The organism is Flavobacterium sp. (assembly GCF_036405015.1).
Lineage (GTDB): Bacteria > Bacteroidota > Bacteroidia > Flavobacteriales > Flavobacteriaceae > Flavobacterium.
Genome location: NZ_DASWYK010000180.1, coordinates 23,135 through 48,334, shown reverse-complemented (window position 1 = coordinate 48,334; position 25,200 = coordinate 23,135). Strand labels below are relative to the sequence as shown.

General features: G+C 33.0%; 26 protein-coding genes and 1 tRNA gene. 4 read left to right on the top strand and 23 right to left on the bottom strand.

All coding sequences use genetic code 11. The features are described 5' to 3' along the window. Positions 1–243: 243 nt before the first annotated feature. Genes VGE71_RS15315 through VGE71_RS15300 form a run of 4 tightly spaced genes read right to left on the bottom strand, consistent with a single transcriptional unit; the run spans position 244 to position 3,530 of the window. Positions 244–657: a hypothetical protein gene (locus VGE71_RS15315; RefSeq protein WP_331139119.1), complete on the bottom strand. Its 414-nt coding sequence runs from the start codon at positions 655–657 to the stop codon at positions 244–246. 26 nt (positions 658–683) lie between these two features. After that, complete coding sequence (locus VGE71_RS15310; RefSeq protein WP_331139118.1) at positions 684–1,652, bottom strand: lipid A deacylase LpxR family protein; 969 nt, start codon at positions 1,650–1,652, stop codon at positions 684–686. Beyond that, positions 1,630–2,418, bottom strand: a complete 789-nt coding sequence (mtgA, locus tag VGE71_RS15305; RefSeq protein WP_331139117.1) for a monofunctional biosynthetic peptidoglycan transglycosylase — start codon at positions 2,416–2,418, stop codon at positions 1,630–1,632. The genes VGE71_RS15310 and mtgA overlap by 23 nt, the downstream gene beginning before the upstream one ends. Beyond that, positions 2,418–3,530: an FAD-dependent oxidoreductase gene (locus VGE71_RS15300; RefSeq protein WP_331139116.1), complete on the bottom strand. Its 1,113-nt coding sequence runs from the start codon at positions 3,528–3,530 to the stop codon at positions 2,418–2,420. The genes mtgA and VGE71_RS15300 overlap by 1 nt, the downstream gene beginning before the upstream one ends. Positions 3,531–3,773: 243 nt before the next feature. On the opposite strand from VGE71_RS15300, the gene VGE71_RS15295 reads away from it, so the two are divergent. Both VGE71_RS15295 and VGE71_RS15290 read left to right on the top strand, forming a co-directional pair. Beyond that, positions 3,774–5,675: a S9 family peptidase gene (locus VGE71_RS15295; protein WP_331139115.1), complete on the top strand. Its 1,902-nt coding sequence runs from the start codon at positions 3,774–3,776 to the stop codon at positions 5,673–5,675. 176 nt (positions 5,676–5,851) lie between these two features. Next, positions 5,852–8,284, top strand: a complete 2,433-nt coding sequence (locus VGE71_RS15290; RefSeq protein WP_331139114.1) for a hybrid sensor histidine kinase/response regulator — start codon at positions 5,852–5,854, stop codon at positions 8,282–8,284. 82 nt (positions 8,285–8,366) lie between these two features. Here VGE71_RS15290 and VGE71_RS15285 read toward each other — a convergent pair whose 3' ends face one another. The 13 genes from VGE71_RS15285 to pdxA form a co-directional block, all read right to left on the bottom strand. Next, on the bottom strand, positions 8,367–9,731 hold the full coding sequence (locus VGE71_RS15285) for a sigma-54 dependent transcriptional regulator (RefSeq protein WP_331139113.1): 1,365 nt from the start codon (positions 9,729–9,731) through the stop codon (positions 8,367–8,369). Between the two features lie 130 nt (positions 9,732–9,861). Beyond that, positions 9,862–10,158: a hypothetical protein gene (locus VGE71_RS15280; RefSeq protein WP_331139112.1), complete on the bottom strand. Its 297-nt coding sequence runs from the start codon at positions 10,156–10,158 to the stop codon at positions 9,862–9,864. A gap of 18 nt (positions 10,159–10,176) precedes the next feature. After that, entirely contained in the window at positions 10,177–10,470 is a 294-nt protein-coding gene (locus tag VGE71_RS15275) for a PepSY-like domain-containing protein (RefSeq protein ID WP_331139111.1), read from the bottom strand. A 17-nt stretch (positions 10,471–10,487) separates the two neighbouring features. Further along, positions 10,488–10,778 carry a hypothetical protein gene (locus VGE71_RS15270; RefSeq protein ID WP_331139110.1) on the bottom strand — a complete coding sequence of 97 codons (291 nt, stop codon included), beginning with the start codon at positions 10,776–10,778 and terminating at the stop codon, positions 10,488–10,490. A 29-nt stretch (positions 10,779–10,807) separates the two neighbouring features. Continuing rightward, positions 10,808–11,104, bottom strand: a complete 297-nt coding sequence (locus tag VGE71_RS15265; RefSeq protein ID WP_331139109.1) for a hypothetical protein — start codon at positions 11,102–11,104, stop codon at positions 10,808–10,810. Between the two features lie 73 nt (positions 11,105–11,177). Next, a complete protein-coding gene (locus VGE71_RS15260; protein ID WP_331139108.1) occupies positions 11,178–11,474 on the bottom strand; it encodes a hypothetical protein in 297 nt (98 codons plus the stop codon). 48 nt (positions 11,475–11,522) lie between these two features. Further along, complete coding sequence (locus VGE71_RS15255; protein WP_331139107.1) at positions 11,523–11,819, bottom strand: hypothetical protein; 297 nt, start codon at positions 11,817–11,819, stop codon at positions 11,523–11,525. 375 nt (positions 11,820–12,194) lie between these two features. Further along, on the bottom strand, positions 12,195–13,541 hold the full coding sequence (accC, locus tag VGE71_RS15250; RefSeq protein ID WP_331139106.1) for an acetyl-CoA carboxylase biotin carboxylase subunit: 1,347 nt from the start codon (positions 13,539–13,541) through the stop codon (positions 12,195–12,197). A gap of 85 nt (positions 13,542–13,626) precedes the next feature. Further along, the gene (gene accB / locus VGE71_RS15245; protein WP_331139105.1) at positions 13,627–14,112 is read right to left on the bottom strand and encodes an acetyl-CoA carboxylase biotin carboxyl carrier protein; all 486 of its coding nucleotides are present in this window, start codon (positions 14,110–14,112) and stop codon (positions 13,627–13,629) included. Between the two features lie 23 nt (positions 14,113–14,135). Then, positions 14,136–15,134, bottom strand: coding sequence for a beta-ketoacyl-ACP synthase III (locus tag VGE71_RS15240; RefSeq protein ID WP_144217112.1), 999 nt, complete (start codon positions 15,132–15,134; stop codon positions 14,136–14,138). Positions 15,135–15,309: 175 nt separating this feature from the next. Next, a complete protein-coding gene (gene rpmF, locus VGE71_RS15235; protein WP_008465217.1) occupies positions 15,310–15,504 on the bottom strand; it encodes a 50S ribosomal protein L32 in 195 nt (64 codons plus the stop codon). Positions 15,505–15,513: 9 nt separating this feature from the next. After that, positions 15,514–16,056 carry a DUF177 domain-containing protein gene (locus VGE71_RS15230; protein ID WP_331139104.1) on the bottom strand — a complete coding sequence of 181 codons (543 nt, stop codon included), beginning with the start codon at positions 16,054–16,056 and terminating at the stop codon, positions 15,514–15,516. 105 nt (positions 16,057–16,161) lie between these two features. After that, the gene (gene pdxA / locus VGE71_RS15225; RefSeq protein ID WP_331139103.1) at positions 16,162–17,211 is read right to left on the bottom strand and encodes a 4-hydroxythreonine-4-phosphate dehydrogenase PdxA; all 1,050 of its coding nucleotides are present in this window, start codon (positions 17,209–17,211) and stop codon (positions 16,162–16,164) included. Positions 17,212–17,268: 57 nt separating this feature from the next. Here pdxA and VGE71_RS15220 point away from each other — a divergent pair, with 57 nt between their 5' ends. Next, positions 17,269–17,859 carry a riboflavin synthase gene (locus tag VGE71_RS15220; protein WP_331139102.1) on the top strand — a complete coding sequence of 197 codons (591 nt, stop codon included), beginning with the start codon at positions 17,269–17,271 and terminating at the stop codon, positions 17,857–17,859. A gap of 33 nt (positions 17,860–17,892) precedes the next feature. Here VGE71_RS15220 and VGE71_RS15215 read toward each other — a convergent pair whose 3' ends face one another. The 5 genes from VGE71_RS15215 to VGE71_RS15195 all read right to left on the bottom strand — a co-directional run bounded on the left by VGE71_RS15215 (position 17,893) and on the right by VGE71_RS15195 (position 22,434). Continuing rightward, complete coding sequence (locus tag VGE71_RS15215) at positions 17,893–18,123, bottom strand: hypothetical protein (protein ID WP_331139101.1); 231 nt, start codon at positions 18,121–18,123, stop codon at positions 17,893–17,895. Between the two features lie 481 nt (positions 18,124–18,604). After that, positions 18,605–18,678 (bottom strand) — tRNA-Ile (locus VGE71_RS15210). A 146-nt stretch (positions 18,679–18,824) separates the two neighbouring features. Next, positions 18,825–19,229, bottom strand: a complete 405-nt coding sequence (gene mce, locus VGE71_RS15205; RefSeq protein ID WP_008465250.1) for a methylmalonyl-CoA epimerase — start codon at positions 19,227–19,229, stop codon at positions 18,825–18,827. 12 nt (positions 19,230–19,241) lie between these two features. Next, the gene (locus tag VGE71_RS15200) at positions 19,242–21,599 is read right to left on the bottom strand and encodes a hypothetical protein (RefSeq protein WP_331139100.1); all 2,358 of its coding nucleotides are present in this window, start codon (positions 21,597–21,599) and stop codon (positions 19,242–19,244) included. Beyond that, positions 21,559–22,434: a hypothetical protein gene (locus tag VGE71_RS15195; RefSeq protein ID WP_331139099.1), complete on the bottom strand. Its 876-nt coding sequence runs from the start codon at positions 22,432–22,434 to the stop codon at positions 21,559–21,561. The genes VGE71_RS15200 and VGE71_RS15195 overlap by 41 nt, the downstream gene beginning before the upstream one ends. A gap of 302 nt (positions 22,435–22,736) precedes the next feature. Between VGE71_RS15195 and VGE71_RS15190 the strand changes: the two genes are divergently transcribed. After that, positions 22,737–24,425, top strand: coding sequence for an Ig-like domain-containing protein (locus tag VGE71_RS15190; RefSeq protein ID WP_331139098.1), 1,689 nt, complete (start codon positions 22,737–22,739; stop codon positions 24,423–24,425). On the opposite strand, the gene VGE71_RS15185 is transcribed toward VGE71_RS15190, so the two are convergent. Next, a complete protein-coding gene (locus tag VGE71_RS15185; protein WP_331139097.1) occupies positions 24,422–25,189 on the bottom strand; it encodes an amidohydrolase in 768 nt (255 codons plus the stop codon). The genes VGE71_RS15190 and VGE71_RS15185 overlap by 4 nt on opposite strands. Between the last annotated feature and the right edge of the window lie 11 nt (positions 25,190–25,200).

The following is a 25,200-nucleotide window of genomic DNA, read 5'->3' as shown; positions in this document are numbered from 1 at the left end:
CGAATGGCACAGTAAACGAAGAATATTTTGACATTACAGATAGTGAATATGAAAGTGAAGTCAATCTTTCAGAAAAAATGTTCAAAGCGCTTAAAACGTTAGCGGAATATAATTGTCCTCTGTAAAAAATATTTAACAACTAAAAAATGAAAAAGTTCAAATCCTTTGCCCGTTTAAAAGATGCATGAAAAACAATTAGTAAAAACACAAAACAGGGCAAGTCTTTAAATTAAATTTGGAACATCAAACTTCTTCCCTTAAATATTTCTTATAATAATTCAAAAGGTACGAAGGAAAAAATGCTCCTGCAACAGGCAGATAAATACCAACAAAAGCCTCACTGTAATTAGAGAATTGTTTTTCCAGAATAACTAATAAAAAACAAGCCATCACAGGAAATATGTAATAGGTCTTTTTCTCGTTTTCGCTGTCAAAATAAATGAATATGGACGAAATAAATAATGGAATATAAAGAAATAGATTCATCATAAAAAGCATCGCTATAACTTTACCATCATTTCCTTCTAAATGAAGGCCTGTAAAGCAGAACAACAAAATAAATCCGCATATAAAATCTGAAACCAGAAAAGATCCCCATTTAAAGCTCGAATACAAAAAAAGTCCTAAAAAAACGAAGAAAATAATATATGCTGTCATAATGATTTCAATTTCATTCAAAAAAGCTAATTCAACAAAAAGCCCATTCGAATAGAACCATAAAAATATCCAGCGTTGGTATCAATTCCTGGATCGTTTAATTCTCTTCCGCGGTAAATGAAAGAATATGAAATATTGAAGTTATTGTGTCGGTATTTTAAACCTGCTTCGCCATTAAAACGAAGCGGCTCCAAATCAAAAGTAATCGGACTTGTATCGTTAAACATACTGCCTTCTATTGTGGCATCATAAAACTGATAATTGACACTTGGTGCTATGTAGAAATAAAATTCTCGAATATCTGGCTGCGCATTAACATGTACTGATGCATCGTGCATATTGGAATCGTAAATTGGAAGCAATTTCTTAAATCCGATTCTTGCCATAAATCCAGTTGAAACTCCTGTAAAAATGGTTCCTAAATTGGCTTCCGACTGAAAATGAAGATCTACAAAATCATTGTGTTTTGAAGGAAACATTTTTTTAGAATACATTACATGAGCCTGCACTCCAAAAGCATTATGTAGTTGATTTTCCCAACCGTATACTTTTTTGTATCCAATAATTTTATGAAAACCTACCTGTGTTTCTTCTCCCAAAGCATTTGGTCCCATAAAACCCAACTGAAAATCGGTTTTTAAAACAGATTCACTTTGGTAAAAAAAACTGCGTCCAGCCTCGGCAAAAAGATAAGCAGTAAAAGGGCGGTCATTTACATCGACCGAAGTTTCGTTAATAAATCTCGGATTATAAATATATTGCCCGACACGGAATTCTGTAATTTTCTTATTGATTTTTGGGTTATCATTTTTTGATAAAAACCGATAAAAAATTTCCAATCCGTTGGTATAATACATATCGTTTTTAGACGAAGTGTATAAATCATTATCGGATATAAAACCTATTTCTGAAGTTTTCCCTTGTCCAAAAGTCAACGTTGTGGTTAAAATCAGAAAAGCAAAAAGCGTTTTGTTACTTTTTTTCTTCTTTACCATTGTAATTGATTTTTCCAACATAACGCATCTCGCGAACAATTCGTTCTTTTCTTCTGTTGATATAACTTGACGAACCTGTCGCCTTAAATTTTCTTGGATTTGGTAAAATTGCTGCAATTCCAGCCGCCTGCATTGGCGTTAAACTCGAAGCATCTCTGCGGTACCAGTGTTCTGTGGCTGCATAAGCGCCATAAACTCCGTCGCCCATTTCGATACTATTCAGATAGACTTCCATGATGCGTTCTTTACCCCAGATTAATTCGATTAAAACAGTAAAATAGGCTTCAAGACCTTTACGAAAATAACTTTTTCCTTGCCATAAAAAGACGTTTTTAGCTGTTTGCTGCGAAATGGTACTTCCGCCACGAATTCGGCGTCCGCGCTCATTGCTTTTATAGGCTTTTTGAAGTGCTTTAAAATCAAAACCATTATGCGTAAGAAACGTTCCGTCTTCACTTGCGATTACTGCTTTTTGCAGATTCATGGAAATTTTTTCAATTGGTTCCCAATCGTGATCAAAATAAACTTCTTTTCCTGCCCATTTATTTTCAATAGCACGAATAATCATCAAAGGTGTAAAAGGTACCGGAACATATTTAAAGAATATAACCGACCCGATCGATAATCCGAAAAACCATAAAGCAGCTTTGATAAAAAACCATTTAATTTTTTCTCCTAAAGAACGATTTCCTTTTTTAGAAGCCGTTTTAGGTTTCGGTTTAGTTGCGGTTGGTTTTTTCGGTGCCGGTTTTTTGGGTGCTGCCATTATATTAAATCTGCTAATTCTGTTCCTATTAAACTGCCTATTGCGACTCCCATTCCTCCTAAACGCACTCCACAAAACACGTTTTCAGACAGTTGAGAAACAACAGGATTTTTACTATTTCCGATTCCCATAATGCCACTCCAACGGTGTGCAATCTGAAAATCCTGATTTGGTAAAATTACATTTTTCAGTAAATCTTCCAATTTATTTTGAATAATTTTCGTCTGACCAAATTCAGTTGTCGTTTCACCTTCAAAATCCAGATTTCGTCCTCCACCTAATAAAATTCGATTATTAATATTTCTAAAATAATAATACCCTTTATCTAAATGAAACGTTCCTTTTATATCTAAATTATGAATGGGCTCTGTAATTAATACTTGCGCTCTGGCAGGTTTAACTGCTCCGTTAGTCAAAGTTCCCGCAAAACCGTTGGTTGCAAAAAGCAGTTTTTGGGTTTTAAAACTAAAATCATTCAATACAACTTCAACATGATTTCCTGCATCGGCATAAGAAGTCACGGTTTGCTGGTTTAGAATTAAAATATTTTCTGAAACCGCTTGTCTTAACAATTCCTGCATCATATTTCCAGTATCAATTTGCGCCTCAAACGGATTAAAAATGAGAGAATCCTGAATATTTCCGAATCCAAATCGGTCGGTTTCTTTAGCAAAAACTTCGGTTTTAAAAAGAGGTTTTAAAATTTCATTGATGAAAGGCATTTTCGAAATACATTCATTAAAACCAAACTCGTCTTCCTTCAAAAACAATTCGTATCCGCCGTGAGGTTTAAAATCAATTGCCGAATCTCCGAGTTTTTTTCGCAGCAACTGTAAACCTTTCCAACGTTTTTCAATCAAATTCACTACATCGTCTTCAGAATGTGTTTTTAAATCTTCCATAATTTCAGAAAGACTTCCAAAACAAGCAAAACCAGCGTTTTTGGTACTTGCGCCTTGAGGCAGCATACCGCGTTCTAAAACCAAAATTTTAGCAACTGGAAATCTTTCGCGTAAGCGTAATGCGGCATGAAGTCCAACAATTCCGCTACCTACAACAGTGTAATCAATATTTGAAAACCAGTTTTTTATTTCCCAATAGCTAAGTTCCATTTTCAAAAGTTTTTATAAAAATAAAGAGTTTTTATGAACCATATAAGTAATATAAGTTCATTTAAATTGTTTTTTTAATAACAATTGAAAAGTTAAAATCATGAAGCAATGCTTAATTTCTTAATTGGAAATATTTTTGATGCTTTAATGAACTTATATTACTTATATGGTTTAAGCTTTTTTAACAATTTATTGGAATTTAATTGTTGTATTTTTAGCGCCACAAAAAATAGAATTTTTATTATGAAAAAAGTAGTATTAACAACCTTAATAATGATGAGTTTAAACGCTATCGGACAGAATGTAATGTCGCCGGAATTGTTATGGAAATTAGGAAGAGTAACACCTCTTGGCATTTCTAAAGATGCAAAAAATGTTGTTTTTAAAGTTTCTACACCTTCTGTAGAAGAAAATAAATCGTCTTCAAAATTGTATACGATTCCTGTAACTGGAGGAAATGCAACTGAAATTAAAGACACGAAAGAAATCTTAGCTGATAAAAATATTTCTCCTGACGGAAAATTTATCGTTTATAATGAAGAAGTAAAACTCGACAAAGTTTTAGGAAAAGATTACTATCCAAACCTTGGAAAATCTGATGCACAAATTTATGACGGATTAGATTATCGTCATTGGGATACTTGGAACGAAGGAAAATTCAATCATGTTTTTTATAAAGAAAACAAAAATGGTGCAAAAGGAATTGACATCTTAAAAGGGGAAACTTTCGATTCTCCGCAAAAACCTTTTGGAGGTGATGAAGATTATATTTGGTCACCAGACAGCAAAAGCATTTTTTACGTTTGCAAGAAAAAAGCGGGAACTGCTTATGCAATTTCTACTAACACCGATATTTATGAGTACAATTTAGAAACTCAAAAAACGATCAATAGAACTGAAGGTAATTTAGGTTACGATACGGCTCCACAATTTTCTCCAACAGGAAATTTATCTTGGCTACAAATGAAACGTGACGGTTACGAGTCTGATAAAAATGATATTATTGTTGAGTTTAAAGGAATCAAAACGAACTTAACTGCAAACTGGGACGGAACTGTAGATAATTTTATCTGGAGCAAAGACGGAAAAACCGTTTTCTTTGTGGCTCCAATTGATGGAACAAAACAAATTTTCTCTGTTAATTTTCCTGGTTTAACTAAAATCGCCATCAATGTTCGTCAATTGACAAATGGAGATTTTGACGTAAATGATTTGGTTGGATTTGCTGGTGATGATATTATTGTGACTAGAACTGACATGAACCATGCTGGTGAAATTTTTTCTTTCAACTTGAAGAAAAACACTTGGAAACAACTTTCAAATGTAAATACAGAAACGTACAAATCTTTAACATTAAGCAAAACAGAAAGACGCTACGTTACTACAACTGACGGAAAAAAAATGTTGGTTTGGGTAATTTTACCTCCAAATTTTGATGCTTCTAAAAAGTATCCAACACTTTTATATTGTCAAGGTGGACCACAAAGTGCTTTAACACAATCATACTCTTTCCGTTGGAATTTTTCTTTAATGGCTGCTAAAGGTTACGTAGTGGTTGCTCCAAACCGTCGCGGTATGCCAGGACACGGTGTAGAATGGAACGAAAAAATTAGTAAAGATTGGGGCGGACAAGTAATGGACGATTACCTTTCTGCAATTGATGATGTTGCCAAAGAAAATTATGTTGATAAAACTCGTTTAGGATGTGTTGGTGCTAGTTATGGAGGATATTCTGTATTTTATTTAGCAGGAATTCACAAAAACCGTTTCAAGACTTTTATCGCTCATGATGGCGTTTTCAATACCGTTTCAATGTTAGGAACAACTGAGGAAGTTTTCTTTAACAACTGGGATTTTGGTGGTGCTTACTGGGAAAAAGACAATGCTGTAGCTCAAAAAGCATACACAACTTTTAATCCTGCAACTTTGGTTCAGAACTGGAACAGACCAATTTTGATTTTCCAAGGCGGAAAAGATTTCCGTGTGCCGATTGGACAAGGACAAGAAGCTTTTCAGGCTGCTCAGTTAAGAGGAATCAAAAGTAGATTTGTGTATTTCCCAGAAGAAAATCACTGGGTTTTAAAACCACAAAATGCTCAGGTATGGCAAGGTGAATTTTTCAAATGGTTGAGTGAAACACTTTAATCATAAAAAGCAATAAAACAGCCGTAGATTTTACATAATCTACGGCTGTTTTCGTTTACGAACCTTACAATTATATAACATATTCGGTACTTTTAAATATTCGGAAAACAGTTTTTTTTAGATAAATTGCAGGAGTTTATAGAATACCAAAATTTCCCAAATCCTTTCAGCAAAATATGGAGAGCAAAAAAAGTTACACCGCAATTAAAGTTTTATTTAGCTATGTTGCATTATTAGCTTTGGTTGTTACAGTTGGGTGGTTTTTGTACTCCGAAAATGTGGTCTACAATAAATTGGAAGACAAAATTGCTTTAGAAAAAAATAAAATTCTTAGAGTAAGCAGATTGTATTCTAACGTTTATAAAACAGAAAGTTTAGCCAGACAAACCATCCAAAATAACTCTGAAAAAGATTTTAGAAATTATCTTTCCGAAACCGATTCGCTGAAATGTCGTATCGATACTTTAAAACAAATCGTTACAACCGACTACCAAAAGACGCTTTTGGATAGTGTTACTTATTTCTTGGATGAAAAAACATTAAATATCAAGCAGTTACGAGAAATCAAAAACAAAGCAGATGATGAAACTTCGGTAAATAATGCGATTGATGAAATCACAAAAATGGAGTTCAACCTGAGAAAACTTGAACTTCAGGATTTTACCAAAAACCCAAATCAGCTGGGAAGTTATCAGCGAAGTGTTTTACAGCAATACGTAGATTATTTAAATTCGAATATTCCGGACGACAGTACCAATACGTTGAGTAAAAAAGCATCAGATTCTATTTTAGCTAGTTCTAAAAAACTGTTAAGTTCTGTAAAATTAAAAGCCGAAAAGAAAAAAGAATCTCTAAATTTTGAAGAAAATAAACTGCTTCAAAATGAAATTGCAATTTCGGATCAGCTTCGAAAAATACTTCGAATTATTGAAAGAGAAATCATTAATAATTCCATTAAAAGCAATTCATTAAAAGAAAAATCTTTAAAAAGAGTAAACGAGATCGTAACTGCTTCTGCCGTTATTGGTTTATTGCTGACTGTTTTCTTTTCTATTCTAATTGTTAGCGATTATTCTAAATCGCAAGTCTATAAAAAACAGCTGGAAATTGCCAATTTCAAAACCAAAAATCTACTCAAAAGTCGTGAACAATTGATTTCGACTGTAAGCCACGATTTAAAAACACCTTTGAGTACAATTGTCGGCTATTCTGAACTTTTAGGCAATTCAGATGTTAATACGAAGCAGTCTTATTTTATAAAAAACATTAAAAATTCGTCTGAATATATCACTCAGCTTGTTCAGGATTTATTGGATTTTTCTCAGATTGAAGCAGGAAAAATTACCATTGAAAAAGTGCCGTTTTTATTACCTGAAATTATTGATGATGTTGCCCGAAATATTCAAACCGTTTACAAACAAAAAGACATTGATTTAATTATTAATGTAGATGAAAAGTTTCAAAAACGTATTGTTGGAGATCCTTTCAGATTAAAGCAGATTTTGACCAATATTATCGGAAATGCTTATAAATTTACAGAAGAAGGTTATATCCGAGTGGCTGCCTACGCAAATGATGAAGACTCTTTTATCATCTCTATACAAGACACTGGAATCGGAATTGAAAAAGATAATCAGAAGCTTGTTTTTGAAGAATTCGCCCAAGCAAATGAAAACATAGAAAAAAAATACGGCGGTACAGGTTTGGGATTATCTATCTGTCAAAAGATTATTTCTATTTTGGGAGGAAACTTAAAACTTGAAAGTATTTTTGGAAAAGGAAGTACTTTTACTATTCAGTTGCCACTACTTTTTGATACTAGTCAGCCCACTTTAAATGAAACAAAAAAGACATTCAAAAACACCAAAAAACAAACTTTTATAGTGGTTGATGATGATATCAATCTTTTAAATTTAACAAGTGGCGTTTTAAAACAGGAACAACATCAGGTTTTTTCATTTAATAATCCGACTAAAGCTCTGGAAACAATTCAAAATACTCATTTTGATTTCGTAATTACGGATATTCAAATGCCAGAAATTGATGGTTTTATGTTCTTAGAAAAATTAAAAGAACTTCCGGAAACTATTTTCAAAAATCAACCTGTTATCGCCCTCACCGGACGAACTGATCTGGATCTTTCGGTTTACAAAAATGCAGGATTTACTACGGTTGTTAAGAAACCTTATTCCCCAAAAATATTGCTGGAAACGATTCAGCATATTTTAGATCACGAAGAAATTCCTGTTGTAGAAGCATTAGAAAACACCGATGATAATTCGTCTGAAATTTATTCTTTAGAAACTTTAAAAGATTTTCTGGGACAAGATGATTCTGCTTTAAAAGAAGTTTTAAAATCTTTTGTAGAAACTACTGTCGAGAATTTAGAGATGTTGAAAACTGCTGTAAGCGAGAACAACCACGATGAAATAAAATCTATTTCTCATCGAATTGCTCCTATGTTCAGACAAATTCAAGCCAAAGAAATTGGTGAAATTTTAAAGAAACTAGAAAAAGAAGATTTAAATACTCTTGATATAGAAAGCATTTATAGCGATTTAGAACAAAAAATTATTGTTCTTTTTGAAGCATTAAAACAGGAGATATAATTGTATTGGATTGCTTTCTTTAAAATTAAATCAATATTTCGTCTCGCTGGGACTAAAAAAAAAAGCACTTATAAAAAGTGCTTTATTCTAATTCTATATTGTATTGCTTCAATTTATTATAAAGCGTTTTTCTTGTAATTTTAAGCAGTTTTGCCGCTTCAGATTTATTGTTCTGTGCTTTTGATAAAGCGTGAATAATAGCTTCTTTTTCATTTTCAGATAATGAAAAACTACTGCTTGAAGTTGGTTGTTTCTGAATTTGAAAGAATTCTGCAGGAAGCACATCACTTTCTATAAAATCACCACGAGATAAAAGCGTCGAACGTTTTACACAATTCTGCAATTCACGTAAATTTCCTGGCCAGTTGTAATTTTGAAAAATAGATACTACTTCTGGAGAAAATCCGATAATGTCTTTATTCAGTTGTTCGTTGGCTTTTTCCAGAAAATAATCGGCAAAAACCATCAAATCTTCGTCGCGATCTTTTAAAGATGGAGACTGAATAGAGAATTCATTAATTCTATGGTATAAATCTTCTCTAAAATCGCCGTTTTTTACTGCCTCGCGCAAATCTTCATTTGTAGCTGTAATAATGCGTATATCGACGTTTATTTCTTTATTGCTTCCAACAGGTTTAATTTTTCTTTCCTGAAGCGCTCTCAATAACTGAATTTGGTTTTCGTATGAAAGATTTCCGATTTCATCCAAAAATAAAGTTCCTCCGTTGGCCGCTTCAAAATATCCCATTTTATCGCTAATAGCTCCCGTGAAAGATCCTTTTAAGTGACCAAAGAATTCACTTGCGGCCAATTCTTTTGGAATAGCCCCACAATCGACTGCAATAAAATTATTGTTTTTTCTCTGGCTTTGCTGATGAATGCTCTTAGCAATGATTTCTTTTCCTGTACCACTTTCACCAATAATCAGAACTGACATATCTGTCGGACTTACCAACTGAATATGATCCCATAGTTTTTTTGATGCGACAGAAATTCCTCTTACGAATTCATTTTCTGCAGAATCTGATTTTTTAGCTACTTTTTTCTTTTTTGCAGGAGCTTCTACTTCTTCTGCCTCTTCTATCTTTGGAGCTTGCAATGCATTTGTAATAACCAGCAACACTTCATCAGGATTGAATGGTTTCGAAATATAGTCAGCTGCGCCATTTTTAATCGCTTTTACAGCAGTATTTACATCGGAGTAACCTGTCATTAGGATAACAGGAATCTGAGGGCAAGAATCTTTAAATTCAGACATCAATCCAATACCATCAGAATCAGGCAGACGAAGATCGGTCAAAATCAAATCGAAAGATTCGTTTTTAACAGCCATACGTGCTTCTGCAGCAGAGAAAGCAATCGTTACATCAAACGCTTTTTTCATTAGAAATTTTTCTAATAGTTTACAAAACGCGATGTCATCTTCTATCAATAATATCTTGGGCATTTGTTTTTAGGGAGTTTTTTGCTAAAATAAGACTATTAAAATTGGATTTTCACAAAATTATGTAAAAAAAAAAAGAGATTGCACGTCGCAATCTCTTTTTCACCAAAAACATAAATCTAAATTCACCTAATTATATCTTCAACCAGTTACCATTGACATCTGAGTAAACAGTAGCCTTCTGGTCTCCAACTGATATTTCTAGTTTGTACTCTTTTTTATCGTTTACAAATGCTTTATCCAGTTTTGCTCCCGGATAAGCTGTCTGCAAAGCTGTTTTTACAGCAGCAGGCACAGCATCTACAGTAACTTCTGTATATTCTGACTGAATATTTACAGTAGTTTTAACATCTTCAGAAACAGGCAATACATTGGCATGAATCGACATTGTTCCTAAAAGAATCACTGCTGATAAGATTAATTTTTTCATGATGCTGATTTTTTTTAATTATTTTTTGATGATGTTACCAGAAGCATCCGTAAAAATTGTATACTTCTTGTCTCCACTTGAAATTTCAAGTTTGTACTCATTCTTATCGTTTTTATAAGCTTTTTCAAGCTTAGTATTCGGGAATGATTTTTCAACTGTAGACTTCACTGCTGCCGGAACGGCGTCTGCAGCTACTTCAGTAAACCCATCTTGAATTAGTACTGATTGAGTGATCGAAATCGCCGGAAGAGCTGTAGCATTTACAGATAAACTTCCTAACACAATCGCTGCTGATAAAACTAACTTTTTCATAATATTATGGTTTTAAATTATTTTTTAAGAATGTTACCAGAAGCATCTGTATAAACGATCGATTTTTCACCACGAACGGTTATCTCAATTTTGTACTCCTTTTTTTCATTTACCCATGCTTTTTCAAGCACTACACCAGGATAAGCGTTGTCTAAGCCTTTTTTTACAGCTGCTGGAACTCCGTCTACTTCTTTATATCCATCCTGATCATTAACTGTTTGTACCATTGGATTGGTTACAACAGTGGTTTCTGCGTGCATCGACAAACTGCCTAAAACAATTGCTGCCGATAGAATCAACTTTTTCATAGTAATAGTTTTAAGGGTTATATTTTAAATTATTTTTTAATCCAAGTTCCGTCTGCGTTAGCAAAAAGATTTCCTGTTTTATCTCCAACAGTTACTTCTAACTTGTACTCAGATTTTGTGTTTTTAAATGCTTTAGAAAGCACAGCATCTGGATATGCTTTTTTAAGAGCATCTGTTACTGCTGCTGGAACTTCTTCCAGTTTAATTTCTGTATAATCATCTTGGATAGAGATTGTTTTTACAATAGTGGTTGAAATTGGCGAAGTTGAAGCAAATGATGTTAAACCTCCCAAAACGATTGCGGCTGATAAAAATAAATTTTTCATGATAGTCGTATTTTAATATAGTTAATTTGATCTTAGTATTCTTGATCCGGATTTTCACAAATCTTAGATTAGATTATTTTTGAATCCAGGTTCCATCTGCATTTGCGAAAAGATTTCCAACTTTTTCGCCCACTGTTACATCAAGTTTATACTCTGATTTTTCGTTTTTATATGCTTTTGTAATTACAGCATCTGGATAAGCTTTTTTCAAAGCATCAGTAATTGCTGCTGGTAATTCTTCTAATTTGATTTCAGTATATTCATCTTCAATTGAGATCACTTTTACAATTGTATTTGCAACTGGTGAAGTTGAAGCGAATGAAGTTAAACTTCCTAAAACTAATGCGGCTGATAAAAATAGATTTTTCATAGTGTGTATATTTTAATTGTAATTAATAAATGTTGAAACGGTTAAAGATTATTGTTTAATCCAAGTTCCGTCTGCATTTGCGAAAAGGTTTCCAACTTTGTCACCTACAGTAACGTCAAGTTTGTACTGTGACTTTTCGTTTTTATATGCTTTTGTAATTACTGCCTCAGGATATGCTTTTTTTAAAGCGTCTGTAATTGCGGCTGGCAATTCTTCTAATTTGATTTCAGTGTAATCATCTTCAATTGAAATCACTTTTACAATTGTATTTGTAACTGGTGAAGTTGAAGCGAATGAAGTTAAACTTCCTAAAACTATTGCGGCTGATAAAAATAGATTTTTCATAACGTGTATATTTAAATTAATAGTTGTTTACGCTTTAAGTAATGAAATTATTATGCCGTAAAAGAAAAGAACTGTGCCAAACGCTCTAAAAGCCTATTTTTAAAGGGCTTGTTTAAATATGCCAAAAAATGAAGAATTCAAATAAGTGTGTAAAAGGCAAAAAAGGTGTGTAATAAGTAAACACAAAAAGTGTAACCTTGATGATAAATTTCAAATTGGAAATTCCAATTTTTTGAAATTCCAAATTCCAAACTTCATGTTTAACATCTCACGTTCCAGATTTAAGATTTGGAATTTGGGACTTTTGAATTGGAATTTTAATAATAGGCTTATAAAAAAAAAAAGGCTGTCAAAAAAATTGACAGCCTTTTATAATTATTCCGGAGTATTCATTTTAAATGTATCCATAAATGCAGTTGTATAATCTCCTGCAATATATTTTGGATCATCCATTAATTGTCTGTGGAAAGGTATTGTAGTTTTCACACCTTCGATTACGAACTCATCCAAAGCTCTACGCATTTTGCTGATAGCTTCTTCACGAGATTGCGCAGTTGTAATTAACTTAGCAATCATAGAATCGTAATTTGGCGGAATGCTATATCCTGAGTATACGTGAGTATCTAAACGTACTCCGTGTCCTCCTGGCATATGAAGTGTAGTAATTTTTCCTGGTGAAGGACGAAAATCGTTATAAGGATCTTCAGCATTAATACGAACCTCAATAGCGTGTAATTCAGGAAGGTAGTTTTTACCAGAAATTGGAATTCCAGCAGCTACCATAATTTGCTCACGGATCAAGTCATAATCAATAACTTGTTCTGTAATTGGGTGCTCCACCTGAATACGAGTATTCATTTCCATGAAATAGAAGTTTCTGTGTTTGTCAACCAAAAACTCTACAGTTCCAGCTCCTTCATATTTAATGAACTCAGCAGCTTTTACAGCAGCTTCTCCCATTCTTGCACGAAGTTCGTCTGTCATGAAAGGTGAAGGTGTTTCTTCAGTTAATTTTTGGTGACGACGTTGTACTGAACAATCTCTTTCAGAAAGGTGACATGCTTTTCCGTAAGCATCTCCAACAACCTGAATTTCGATATGACGTGGTTCTTCAATAAGTTTCTCCATGTACATTCCGTCATTTCCAAACGCTGCAGCAGCTTCTTGACGTGCGCTTTCCCAAGCTTTTAAAAGCTCTTCTTCTTTCCAGATAGCACGCATTCCTTTTCCACCACCACCAGCAGTAGCTTTCATCATAACTGGGTAACCAATTTCTTTAGCTACTTTTTGTGCATGTTCGAAAGATTCTAACAATCCATCTGAACCTGGTACACAAGGTACTCCTGCCGCTTTCATTGTAGCTTTTGCAGAAGCTTTATCTCCCATACGGTCGATCATTTCTGGAGCAGCACCGATAAATTTAATTCCGTGCTCTTGACAGATTTTAGAGAATTTAGCATTCTCAGAAAGAAATCCATAACCTGGATGTATTGCATCTGCATTTGTAATTTCTGCAGCGGCAATAATATTTGACATTTTCAAATACGATAAGTTACTCGGAGGAGGACCAATACAAACCGCTTCGTCAGCAAATTTAACATGTAAACTTTCTGCATCGGCTGTAGAGTAAACTGCAACAGTTTTGATTCCCATTTCCTTACATGTACGAATTACACGTAGTGCAATTTCTCCTCTATTCGCAATTAATATTTTTTTAAACATCTTATTTAAATTAAAAATTACAAATTCCAATCTCCAAATTCCAACTCATTGGATTTTGTGATTTCTCTATTGGAATTTTTAAAAATTATGATGGATCAACTAAGAATAAAGGTTGGTCAAATTCTACAGGAGACATATCGTCAACTAGAATTTTTACAATTTTACCAGAAACTTCAGATTCGATTTCGTTGAATAATTTCATAGCTTCAATTACACAAAGAACATCACCTTTAGATACAGTGCTTCCCACTTCAGTGAAAACTGGTTTATCTGGAGATGGTTTTCTATAGAATGTACCAATGATTGGAGATTTTATAGTAATATATTTTGAATCGTTAGCAGCTGGTGCTTCTGGAGTTACATTTACAACTGTTGGAGCTGTAACTTGTGGAACTGTTGCTTGTGGTAAAGCTGCCTGAGCTGGTAATTGCTGTACGTAAGTTGCCTCAGTTACATTTGTTTCTAAAGTTGTTCTGATCGTGATTTTCACATCATCCATTTCTAACTTCACTTCTGCAACGCCCGAATTTGCAACAAATTTGATTAGGTTTTGAATTTCTTTTAAATCCATAATGATTCGTTTTTAGTTTTAATTTATTTCTTATCGTAAGCCCATTTTAAATAGATAGATCCCCAAGTGAATCCACCACCAAAAGCAGCAAAGATAATATTATCTCCTTTTTTAAGCTTATCTTCAAAATCAGCTAATACTAATGGTAAAGTTCCAGAAGTAGTATTACCGTATCTTTCGATGTTTACCAAAACTTTAGAATCGTCCAATTCTAATCTTCCGGCAGTAGCATCAATAATACGTTTATTAGCTTGGTGTGGCACCAACCAGTCAACGTCTTGATTTGTCAAATTATTTCTTTTTAAAATCAATTCGCTGGCATCTGCCATATTGGTAACAGCATATTTGAAAACCGTTTTACCGTCTTGCATAATATTGTGCTGTCTGTTTTTTACAGTGTCTTCTGAAGGCGGAATCAAAGAACCTCCAGCAGGAATTTTAAGAAAGTCGCGTCCTACACCATCACTTCTTAAGTATTCATCCTGCAAACCTAAACCTTCATAATTTGGTTCGAAAAGAACTGCTCCAGCTCCATCTCCAAAAATAATACAAGTTGCTCTGTCTGTATAATCTACAATTGATGACATTTTATCGGCACCAATTAAAAGTACTTTTTTGTAACGTCCTGACTGTACATAAGCAGCAGCTGTTGACATTCCGTATAAGAAACTTGAACATGCAGCCTGCAAATCATATGAGAATGCATTTGTTGCTCCAATTTCTGTTGCAACATAAACTCCTGTAGAAGCCACCATCATATCTGGTGTTGCAGTTGCCATGATAATCATATCAATCTCAAGCGGATCAATATTTGCTTTTGCAATCAAATCCTTTGCTGCTTGTATAGCAAGATACGATGTACCTTTATCAGCATCTTTAAGAATTCTTCTTTCTTTAATTCCTGTTCGAGCGGTAATCCACTCATCATTGGTATCAACCATTGTTTCTAGCACTTGGTTCGAAAGAACGAAGTCAGGAACATAAGCTCCAACAGCGGTAATTGCGGCTGTGATTGTATTCATTATATTCTATTATTTTCCTTTCAAATTAATGATAATTTGAAAAATTTTTAAAAGACTTGAAAATTACAAAAAAAAACGTAACGAATTTGTCTATATTTTCCTAAAAACCGAAAATTATAACCAACAAAAAAAACTCTCACTATGTGAGAGTTCTAGTATAATTTACAAAAACGTATTAAGCAACCGCTTCAGATTTATCGATAACAACTTGCCCTCTGTAGTACATTTTACCTTCATGCCAGTAAGCTCTGTGGTATAAATGCGCCTCACCTGTAATAGGACATGTAGCGATTTGAGCTACAGTAGCTTTATAATGTGTTCTTCTCTTATCTCTTCTTGTTTTCGAGGTCTTTCTCTTAGGATGTGCCATTTTACTATATTATTTATCCGTTAATAGTTTCTTTAATTTTTCCCAACGCGGGTCAATATCTTCTTCTTTGTTACTCTCTTCCTTTTGTTCTTTCACACTTAACTCATTCAGTTTTGTTAAAGCTTCTGTCTGTAGACTTCCATCTTTAACTCCTGGATGAATTCTTTTTTGAGGTACAGAAAGCGCGATCATTTCATAAATATACTGCGCCACATCTATCTCATGTTCCCCATGTGGTAAAATCAATAATTCTTCATTATCATCGTTAAATTCATCTCCAAAGCGAACAATTAACTTCATTTTCCCTTTTATAGGTAAATCGAAATCTTCGCCTGTTAGATCACAAGGCACGTTTACCGTTCCTTTGTGTTTGAATTCTAACTCTAACATCGTACTTTTCTTTTCAAAAAGTAAATTGACTTTAATATCTGAACTTTGAAACTCATCGTACTCAAAATTCTTAAAGAACTCGTTATTTATCTGATACTCAAAATGGTGTTTTCCTAGTTTTAATCCTACGAAAGGAATTAAAAATTCTTTTGTTTTGCTCATTTCAACATCAATTTGAACAATTCAGTTCTAAAACTAGATACCTGAATTGGGGTGCAAAGATATAAAATTATTATAAATCTAATAATCTTATTCACCTTTTTTTGTTTATAACTGTTTTTCTTTTATTTTAAGAGGTTTTTGGCTAATCTCCTCATACTGATTACGCGAGCGAAAAATATCAATCGCAAGATAGACTGCTTCTTTAAACGAATTGTAATCTGCCATGTCTTTTCCAGCAATATCATAAGCTGTACCGTGATCTGGAGAGGTTCTCACCTTATTTAAACCTGCCGAATAATTCACTCCTTTTCCAAAAGACAAGGTTTTAAACGGAATCAATCCTTGATCGTGATACATCGCTACAATAGCATCATATTTTTCATATTGACCGCTTCCAAAAAAACCATCTGCTGGAAATGGACCAAAAACCATGGTTCCAGAATCAAATATTTTTTTCAATGTTGGTTTTAAAACCAAATCGTCTTCCTTTCCAATTACTCCACCATCACCAGCGTGCGGATTTAATCCTAAAACTGCGATTTTTGGTTTTACAATACTAAAATCCTGAACTAACGATTTTCTGATCGTTTCAATTTTTTTAGTAATTAATTCTTCTGTTAAATGTGATGCAACTTCATTTAAAGGCACGTGATCTGTAATCAACCCCACTCTCAAATTATCTTGAACCATCATCATAAGAGCATTTCCTTCTAATTGCTGATCCAAATAGTCTGTATGTCCTGGAAATTTAAAATCTTCAGATTGTATGTTGTATTTATTAATAGGCGCTGTTACCAAAACATCTATTTCACCATCTTTCAATGCTTTTGTTGCTGCTGTAAACGACTTAATCGCGTACTCTCCTATTTTTGGGTCATTTACTCCAAAGTTGATATCAACACCTTCTCTCCAAAGATTTAGAACATTTACTTTTCCTGGAATAATTTGTTCCAATTTATCTACTCCATGAAACTGAACCGTCGAAGTAAAACTTTTTCTAACAAAGGAAAGAATTTTAGCATTTGCAAAAATAACCGGCGTACACAATTCTAACATACGAGAATCTTCGAATGTTTTCAATATAACTTCGCTTCCAATACCGTTTAAATCTCCAACTGAAATTCCAACAATTATATTTTCTGCTTTTTTATTCATGAGCTCAGTTTATTTATTACTAATTTTGATGTGCAAATTTAGTAAAATAAAACCACAATGTTCACAGGAATTATAGAAACACTCGGCAGGATTCACGAAATTCAGAAAGACCAAAACAATCTTCACATAACAGTTGACTCTTCAATAACAAACGAATTAAAAATAGACCAAAGCGTTTCACATAACGGAATCTGCCTTACAGTAGTGGCTATCAAAGATTCTCTTTACACCGTAACCGCAATTGACGAGACCATTTTAAAAACCAATATCGGCGATTGGAAAACTGGCGATATTGTTAATTTAGAAAGAGGAATGAAGCTTGGAGATCGCCTAGACGGACATATTGTTCAGGGCCACGTAGACCAAACCGGAACCTGCATTAAAATTGAAGAAGCAAACGGAAGCTGGAATTATACTTTCGAATATGACAAAAACCTAAACAATATCACAATCGAAAAAGGCTCTATTACAGTAAACGGAGTAAGCCTTACAGTTGTAAATTCTAAAACAAATGAATTTAGCGTTTCGATTATACCTTACACTTTCGAGCACACTAACTTTAAGGATTTCAAAGTTGGAACAAAAATCAACCTTGAATTTGATGTAGTTGGAAAATACATTTCGAGACTTTATTCAATAAACAAATAAAAACTCTCCTATTCGCATAAAAAAAGCTTCAAATTAATTTGAAGCTTTTTTTATTTGTTTCCTATATATTACGACCGCTCCTAAAGCTAAGCCACTTACTAACAACATTATCTTATTTTGATCTATTGGCATATCAGGAGCTCCACCAAAATCAGGACCATCATCAGGATCACCTTCATCAGGATCACCGTCTGCATTAACACTTGCAGCACGAGCATACACATTAGGAGGTGGCGGATTATTATAAGCAGACACAATCGACATGCTAAATAGTATTAATGCAAATGCTAAAAATGGGGCTTTTAGATTTTTCATAAATTCAAACTGTTAACAACAGCAGGCTTATATTTATTTAACAATTTTACTCAATAGAAATTTCGCACAAATACAATTTGACTTGCAAAATCCTGGACAAAAGTATAAGTTTTTTAAAGAAAACCAACTTTTAAAACAAAAAACATACAACAAATTTTAACAGTTTCCTTGCGGAATCCCGTAATCCCTTTTTAGAAAACGTTTTAGAGCGTAAAAACCTCATTTTCATCACTATTGATGAATTTCAAAACATTATAAGAATTTCCTGATTTTAGCAAATTTAAAACTTATTTAAACTCAAATCTCTCTTTGTGAGTTAAATAATTCCTACTAATCAAAATTATTCTTTCATTACAAAAACTGAAACATGACTTTTCAGCGAAACAAAAAAGCCTTTACATTTCTGCAAAGGCTTCTGTTCTAAAAGAAGTGGTCCCACCTGGGCTCGAACCAGGGACCACCTGATTATGAGTCAGGTGCTCTAACCAGCTGAGCTATAGGACCGGTTTAGAGGATGCAATATTACTACTATTTTTCATTCACTCCAAATATTTTAAGACATGATTTGTAATTAATTTCAAAACTTTTTCTGAATTTCAAAAACGAAATTGATTTTCAACATCTTATTCAAAAATAAAAAGGATCTTTTTTTATTTAATTTCCTGACAAAGCTCTACCAAAACACCATTTGTGTTCTTTGGATGTAGAAAAACCACCAATTTATTGTCGGCACCTTTCTTCGGAACTTCATTTATCAAGACAAAACCTTCGTTTTTTAAACGAGTAATTTCCGCTTCAATATCATCCACATCAAATGCAATGTGATGAATTCCTTCTCCTTTTTTTTCTAAAAATTTAGCAATCGGACTTTCTGGATTGGTGGCAACCAAAAGTTCTATTTTATTATTTCCTGTTTGAAAAAAAGAAGTCAAAACACCTTCACTTTCTACCGCTTCCATTTTATAAGACGGAACCCCCAACATTTTCTCGAACAAAATGTTGGCGTCGTCCATATTTTTAACTGCAATTCCGATATGTTCTATTTTATTTACCATTGTTTCATTTTTTTATTGATTCACATAAGTATTAAAATAACCGCATTCTGCAATTACATCCTGATAATATTTGGTATCAGAATAATCTTTTCGCAAGGTTTTAAATGAATTCCAAGCAATAAAATTAACCTTATCATCCTGAATTTCCCAATAGCTGTTTATACCATTGTATTTTTTATTGTAATAATCATTTCGTTCGCATTTCGAGATCAAATACAAACATTTAGCCTTTTGTTCTTTGTTTGAAGCTGCCTCAAATGCTTTCTGATAATACATTTTTGAAAGCGAATTATCTGTAATCATATTTTTCATTGCATTTCTAAACGAATACGGACTAGATCCAAAACCTACAATATTGATTTCATAGAAAGTTCTTCCGTTTCCAAAATGAGAAATATTGTAAAATGCATTTCCTAATAATAGACTATTAGTATACACATCTTCTTTTTGCGCTACTTTATCCTGCATTTCTTTTATAGTAGTCAAGAAATCCATGAAAGTATATTTTCTTTTCTGATAAGCTGCATGTTCACAGTCATGACAGTCTTTTATGTTTCCGTTAAACGGATTCCCTAAAAACTTATAATACTGAACTGAATCTGCCTGCTTCATAAATTCAATTGCTTCCGGAATTTTATTTTTAAACGTAGCCTGAACAGCCTGGAAGTTATTGATGTCTTTTAGTTTTACACTATAAATTCCAGCACCGATTTTCTCAAGATCAGATTTATTCTGTTTTGCCAAAAATGATTTTATATCCAAGAGATTTTTTTCATTATCATAAAAGGCGTTTCCATCATTCCAATAACTGTAACGTGATTCTCCAAATATTTCAGTCATTACCAAATCACCTTTTTCCTTATAAAGTGAAGACAAATAACTTCTGCTCCACGAAGAAGCATTTTGATAACGAAACTCCTGTCCTTTGTAAGTTTTTGGAAGTTCAGTATACAGCCAATTCAAATCTGCAATGATCGTTTTTTCATTTTTATCTGTCAGTTTATCAATTTTACTCAGATTATTTACAAAACGAAGCAGTCTCAATTGAAATCCTGCCAATTCTGTTTTTGGGAGCGTTTTCGCTGCTTTATCAAAACTTTTATCAGCATTTGCGTAATCTCCTTTTAAAGTCTGCAGATACCCCAAAGACAAATCCCATAAATAGGGTCTTTCTGTATTTCCGGCTGCCGAAATTTTCGCAATCAAATCAAATGCACTGTTATCTATTTTCGATTTATTTTCTACTTTATTTTGTGCAACAGTTTGCGATTTCGGTTTCTGATTTTCTCCTGAATTCTCCTGCTGAAAAGAATTATTTATTTTTTGCTCCAATGAATTAACCAATCTTGTTGCCAAATAATTCAAATGCTCGCTTTTAGGGTCTAATTCGTAGATTTTTTCAATAGCCTGTTTTTCGTCTTTAAAATAACCATGAAGCGCCCAAAGTGCCGCTTTTTCATTATTGTTTTTTGCCATTGCTAAAGCTTTCGTCCAGTCTGATTGATTTTTTGGTTGAAAACTATAAGCTGTTACCACACGTAATTCTGGACATTTATCAAAAACCTGAGCATATAGATAATTCGAAACCGCATATTTATGTTGCTTAAAATTAATTCCCGCCACATAAGCCAAAGCACGATAATACAAAGTATTTTTGGCAACCGAACTTTCTGTTTTATTAAAAAGGTCAATTGCTTTTTGTTTGTCATTGCTATAAAAACGAGCTTTCATAGTCAAAAACCAATATCTGTTTTTCAGAAAAGGGTCAGATAATGTGTTGTAAACATTTTCTATAGACTGAATCATTTTGGCATCATTAAAAGTTTTCGCCGCAACAGGCTCATAACTCCAAAAATCTTCTCTAATTGAAACGGTTTCAATTTTTTGTGCCAGATATAAAAACTCAACAAAGTTTTTAATCTTTTCCTCTTTTAAATTGATCTTTTTCCCCCATTTCTGCGAACTTTTATTCTCTTTTTTTGTTTTATAATAAACATGCAGATCGGTGATTTCTTGTTTATTTTTGATCGCATTTTTATCGTCATAATATCTTGCAGCTATATCTCCAATCAAGAAATAATTTACAGTCGTTGTATCAGCTTTTCCTTTAAGATAATCTGCCCAGTCCGATTTTATATTTTCATTGAAACGGGAATTGTGTTGTGTATCAAACCCAATTCCGTAAAAAATTGCTCCCGAAAGAAAAAGAGGCGAATACGATTTGTCTGCAAAAGTTTCTGGTGTAAAATTAGAATTGTAACCAAAAAAGTCCCAATCGTCTCCTCCGGCGCAGGCATAAATAATTCCGTATATCGAAAGTAAAGCAAGGCTAAAACTTAGAAATAACTTGTTCAAAAATATTCTTTTCATAATTGTTTAAATTGAATTCGTCTAAATCGTAAAATATAATTTGATTTGGTTTCTCAGGCAGATTTTCATCCAAATCTTCTGCCATTTCTTTTAAATCTTCTTTTGTAATTTCTTCTATTTTCAACAGATCATTCGCTTCATAAAAAACTCCATTTTTGTAATTGGATTGTTTTGCTCGGAAAAAAATCTCACTTGTTTTTTCAAAATTGGGATCATTCTGTAAATCCTTTCTATTTATTTTAGATCGGAGTCCGATTACTTTATTGTTTCTAATGTGAACTCCCCACGAATAAATCGGCAAAGCAAAATCCAGATGAAGCGGATATTTTTTTAAACTACTCAAATATTTTGCTGCGACTTTTTGATCATAAATAGAATTCAGGGAATCTGGCGCAATAGATCCCATATTGTAATACATTAAAACTCCAGAATCGACATTTGGAATTTTTGTCTTTTTGAAATACTTCACCTGATGCAGTCGAATTGTTGCCGAAAGTTTTTTCTTCGAAAGCTTTTTAAAAACCTCTATAAACTTCAAATAATTCTCTTTACTTTTCAAAGTCCAGTCGCAGTCAATTTGAATCTCCTGACAAGGAATACTATTTTTTGAATTGATTTGTTCTATAAAATCAAAGGTTTTTTGAGCCAATTCATTTACATCAAGATTAGGTAAAAGCATGACTTTGTTTTGAATAAAAACCACAGGAACAATCGAATATTCTTTTGGATTGACTTCAAAACGAACAGGACTTATGGGAATTGGAAACTTATTTTCAGGATGTAATCCGATATCAAAATATCGCACATAAAGTTTCTGAACATGATTTGCGATCAAAGTTTCTTTTTCTTTTTCGGAAAATCTGAATATTGTTTTCCAATAATAAAAGGAGATCGCTGGTTTTTCACTTTTGCTGCAGGAAAGCAATAAAAAGAGAAAAAAAATTGGGAAAAATCGCTTCAACAAAACTTAGAAAATTAAATCTGAACTCAAAAGTAAGAAATTATAGCTTTTTAAAATATCGAAATGATAAAAAATACAGAAGAAATGCAAAAGTTTTAAATCCTAATAAATAGATAAAAAATTTCAATTAAAGTAAATATAATCGTTATTTTGTGCAATCAAATTGAAAAACCGTTATGTTGAAAAACACTTTAAAATACCTTTCATTCATTATTCTAATATCAGTGATCAGCTGCGCCAAAAGAGGTAGTATTACCGGCGGTTTAAAAGATACATTGGCTCCTGTTTTGATTTCTAGTTATCCTGAAAATTATAGTACTAATTTTAAAGGAAATACTATTACGCTAAATTTTGATGAATATATCAAACTGAAAAACACGAATAAACAGTTAATTATTTCGCCTCCGTTTAAAAACGAACCCAATATTACTCCAACTACAGTTAGTAAATTTATAAAGATCGAAATTCGTGATACTTTACAGCCTAACACAACTTACAGCTTAAATTTTGGACAAGCCATTACCGATAATAACGAAGGAAATGCTTTAAATCAGTTTAAATATGTTTTTTCTACTGGCTCATATATTGATTCGCTTAAGCTGAGTGGAAGAATCAAAGATTCATACGAAAAATATGTAGACAACTTTGTCTCCGTGATGCTTTATGAAGTAAATGATAAATTCAAAGATTCTACTATTTACAAGGAGTTTCCTCGTTATATAACGAACACTCTGGACAGTATGAGAACGTTCCAATTTGAAAATTTAAAAGAAGGAAAATATCTTTTGGTAGCCCTGAAAGACAAAGGAAGCAACAATAAATTCAACCCAAAAGATGACAAAATCGGATTTCTAAAACATTATATTACTATTCCGACTGATACTGTTTATGAATTAGAATTGTTTAAAGAAGTTCTGCCTTTCAAAGCTTTTAAACCTATTCAGGCTTCTGGAAACAGATTATTATTACCTTATGAAGGGAAACAAAATTACAAAAATGCCAAACCAAAAATTGTTCTTAAAAACGGGAATGATGTTTTGGAAACAATTGTAACGCAATTTCCTAAAAAAGATTCGCTTCAGGTTTGGTTTAAACCTCTAAAAGCCGATTCATTATCCATGCAAATATCAAAAGACAACTTTGACAAGAAGTTTTCTTTTAAAATTAAAGCCTTAAAAAAAGACACTTTAAATATCAAAGCAGTACAAAATGGTCAGATTAATTTTAGAGAGCGTTTTACCTTAGAAACCGAAACACCATTAGTCAAATTTGATAAATCTAAAATTACATTAATCAACAAAGATTCTACTGCTGTTGAGTATACGACAGAATATGATGAATTTGACCAAAAGTTATACATTGATTTCAAAAAAGAGCCTTCAAACAAATACAGCTTTACTTTCTTACCAGGCGCGTTGACCGATTTTTACGAAAAGACAAACGATACTTTATCTTATAAATTAGTAACCAAAGAACTGGAAGACTATGGAAATCTAGTATTGAATTTACGCAATGTAAAACGTTTTCCAATCATTGTAGAAATTACAAACAAAAAAGGAGACAATGTATTGGCAAGCGAATATTCTGAAGGTGAAACCAAAATTGTATTTAATTTACTGGTTCCCGAAGAATTTACTGTTCGTATCATTTATGATGACAACAAAAACAAAGTTTATGACACTGGAAATTTCTTAAACAAAACCTATTCTGAGGAAGTTTATTATTTCCAAAAAGGCATAGATGTCCGGTCCAACTGGGATGTCGATGAAACTCTTGATTTGAGTATACCGTTTAATCCCGAGGTCGAGAAAAAACAAGACGACAAGAAGAAAAAAGAAGCCGAAAAGAAACGGAAAGCTTTCTAGATTTTAATTTCGAAAGTATCGCGATCACCTAAGAAATTTAATTTTCGTCGTGTTTCTAACATTATATTTTTATCCAATTCAGCCACAAAGACACCTGCTGTTTCTTGTGGCTTTATTATATAATTTCCCCAAAAATCAATTAATTGGGTATGTCCGTTATGCTCAAAATTATTATCGTCAAAACCAATTCTGTTTACTCCCGCAACGTAACTCAAATTTTCTATCGCGCGGGCGTTAAGCAAAGTGTCCCAAGCATTTGTTCGTACTTTTGGCCAATTGGCAACATATAAAAGAAGATCGTAATTTTCGACATTTCGTGCAAAAACAGGAAATCGTAAATCATAGCAAATCTGAAGGCAAATTTTCCAATCTAAATATTCTACAATCACTTTTTGAGTTCCCGGAGTGTAAAATTCATTTTCTCCCGCCAGCGAAAACAAATGCCTTTTGTCATAGTATTGAAAATCTCCTGACGGAAAAACAAAAAACATTCTGTTATAAAATTCCCCATTTTCGGTAATAACAACACTCCCTGTTAGGGCCGCATTTTTTTGTTTTGCTTTTGATTTCATCCATTCAATGGTTTCCCCTTGCATGGTTTCTGCAACATCTGAAGCATTCATGGTAAATCCCGTAGAAAACATTTCTGGAAGAACAATCAAATCGATTTCTGAATCAATTTCGTTGATTTTCGAATCGAAATTTTGACGATTTGCAGAAGCATTTTCCCAAACAAGATCAGACTGGATTAAAGCAATTTTCATTTTATGAATTT

Coding starts and splice junctions, on each gene's coding strand:
- VGE71_RS15285 (WP_331139113.1), bottom strand. CDS start 9,731: ATGCCCAAGATATTATTGATAGAAGATGACATCGCGTTTTGTAAACTA.
- VGE71_RS15315 (WP_331139119.1), bottom strand. CDS start 657: ATGACAGCATATATTATTTTCTTCGTTTTTTTAGGACTTTTTTTGTAT.
- VGE71_RS15190 (WP_331139098.1), top strand. CDS start 22,737: ATGTTGAAAAACACTTTAAAATACCTTTCATTCATTATTCTAATATCA.
- VGE71_RS15230 (WP_331139104.1), bottom strand. CDS start 16,056: ATGAGCAAAACAAAAGAATTTTTAATTCCTTTCGTAGGATTAAAACTA.
- accC (WP_331139106.1), bottom strand. CDS start 13,541: ATGTTTAAAAAAATATTAATTGCGAATAGAGGAGAAATTGCACTACGT.
- VGE71_RS15220 (WP_331139102.1), top strand. CDS start 17,269: ATGTTCACAGGAATTATAGAAACACTCGGCAGGATTCACGAAATTCAG.
- VGE71_RS15240 (WP_144217112.1), bottom strand. CDS start 15,134: ATGAATACAATCACAGCCGCAATTACCGCTGTTGGAGCTTATGTTCCT.
- VGE71_RS15280 (WP_331139112.1), bottom strand. CDS start 10,158: ATGAAAAAATTAATCTTATCAGCAGTGATTCTTTTAGGAACAATGTCG.
- rpmF (WP_008465217.1), bottom strand. CDS start 15,504: ATGGCACATCCTAAGAGAAAGACCTCGAAAACAAGAAGAGATAAGAGA.
- VGE71_RS15300 (WP_331139116.1), bottom strand. CDS start 3,530: ATGGAACTTAGCTATTGGGAAATAAAAAACTGGTTTTCAAATATTGAT.
- VGE71_RS15270 (WP_331139110.1), bottom strand. CDS start 10,778: ATGAAAAAGTTGATTCTATCGGCAGCAATTGTTTTAGGCAGTTTGTCG.
- accB (WP_331139105.1), bottom strand. CDS start 14,112: ATGGATTTAAAAGAAATTCAAAACCTAATCAAATTTGTTGCAAATTCG.
- VGE71_RS15290 (WP_331139114.1), top strand. CDS start 5,852: ATGGAGAGCAAAAAAAGTTACACCGCAATTAAAGTTTTATTTAGCTAT.
- VGE71_RS15265 (WP_331139109.1), bottom strand. CDS start 11,104: ATGAAAAATTTATTTTTATCAGCCGCAATCGTTTTGGGAGGTTTAACA.
- pdxA (WP_331139103.1), bottom strand. CDS start 17,211: ATGAATAAAAAAGCAGAAAATATAATTGTTGGAATTTCAGTTGGAGAT.
- mtgA (WP_331139117.1), bottom strand. CDS start 2,418: ATGGCAGCACCCAAAAAACCGGCACCGAAAAAACCAACCGCAACTAAA.
- mce (WP_008465250.1), bottom strand. CDS start 19,229: ATGGTAAATAAAATAGAACATATCGGAATTGCAGTTAAAAATATGGAC.
- VGE71_RS15215 (WP_331139101.1), bottom strand. CDS start 18,123: ATGTCGATTGTGTCTGCTTATAATAATCCGCCACCTCCTAATGTGTAT.
- VGE71_RS15255 (WP_331139107.1), bottom strand. CDS start 11,819: ATGAAAAATCTATTTTTATCAGCCGCAATAGTTTTAGGAAGTTTAACT.
- VGE71_RS15275 (WP_331139111.1), bottom strand. CDS start 10,470: ATGAAAAAGTTAGTTTTATCAGCAGCGATTGTGTTAGGAAGTTTATCT.
- VGE71_RS15200 (WP_331139100.1), bottom strand. CDS start 21,599: ATGAAAAGAATATTTTTGAACAAGTTATTTCTAAGTTTTAGCCTTGCT.
- VGE71_RS15295 (WP_331139115.1), top strand. CDS start 3,774: ATGAAAAAAGTAGTATTAACAACCTTAATAATGATGAGTTTAAACGCT.
- VGE71_RS15185 (WP_331139097.1), bottom strand. CDS start 25,189: ATGAAAATTGCTTTAATCCAGTCTGATCTTGTTTGGGAAAATGCTTCT.
- VGE71_RS15260 (WP_331139108.1), bottom strand. CDS start 11,474: ATGAAAAATCTATTTTTATCAGCCGCATTAGTTTTAGGAAGTTTAACT.
- VGE71_RS15310 (WP_331139118.1), bottom strand. CDS start 1,652: ATGGTAAAGAAGAAAAAAAGTAACAAAACGCTTTTTGCTTTTCTGATT.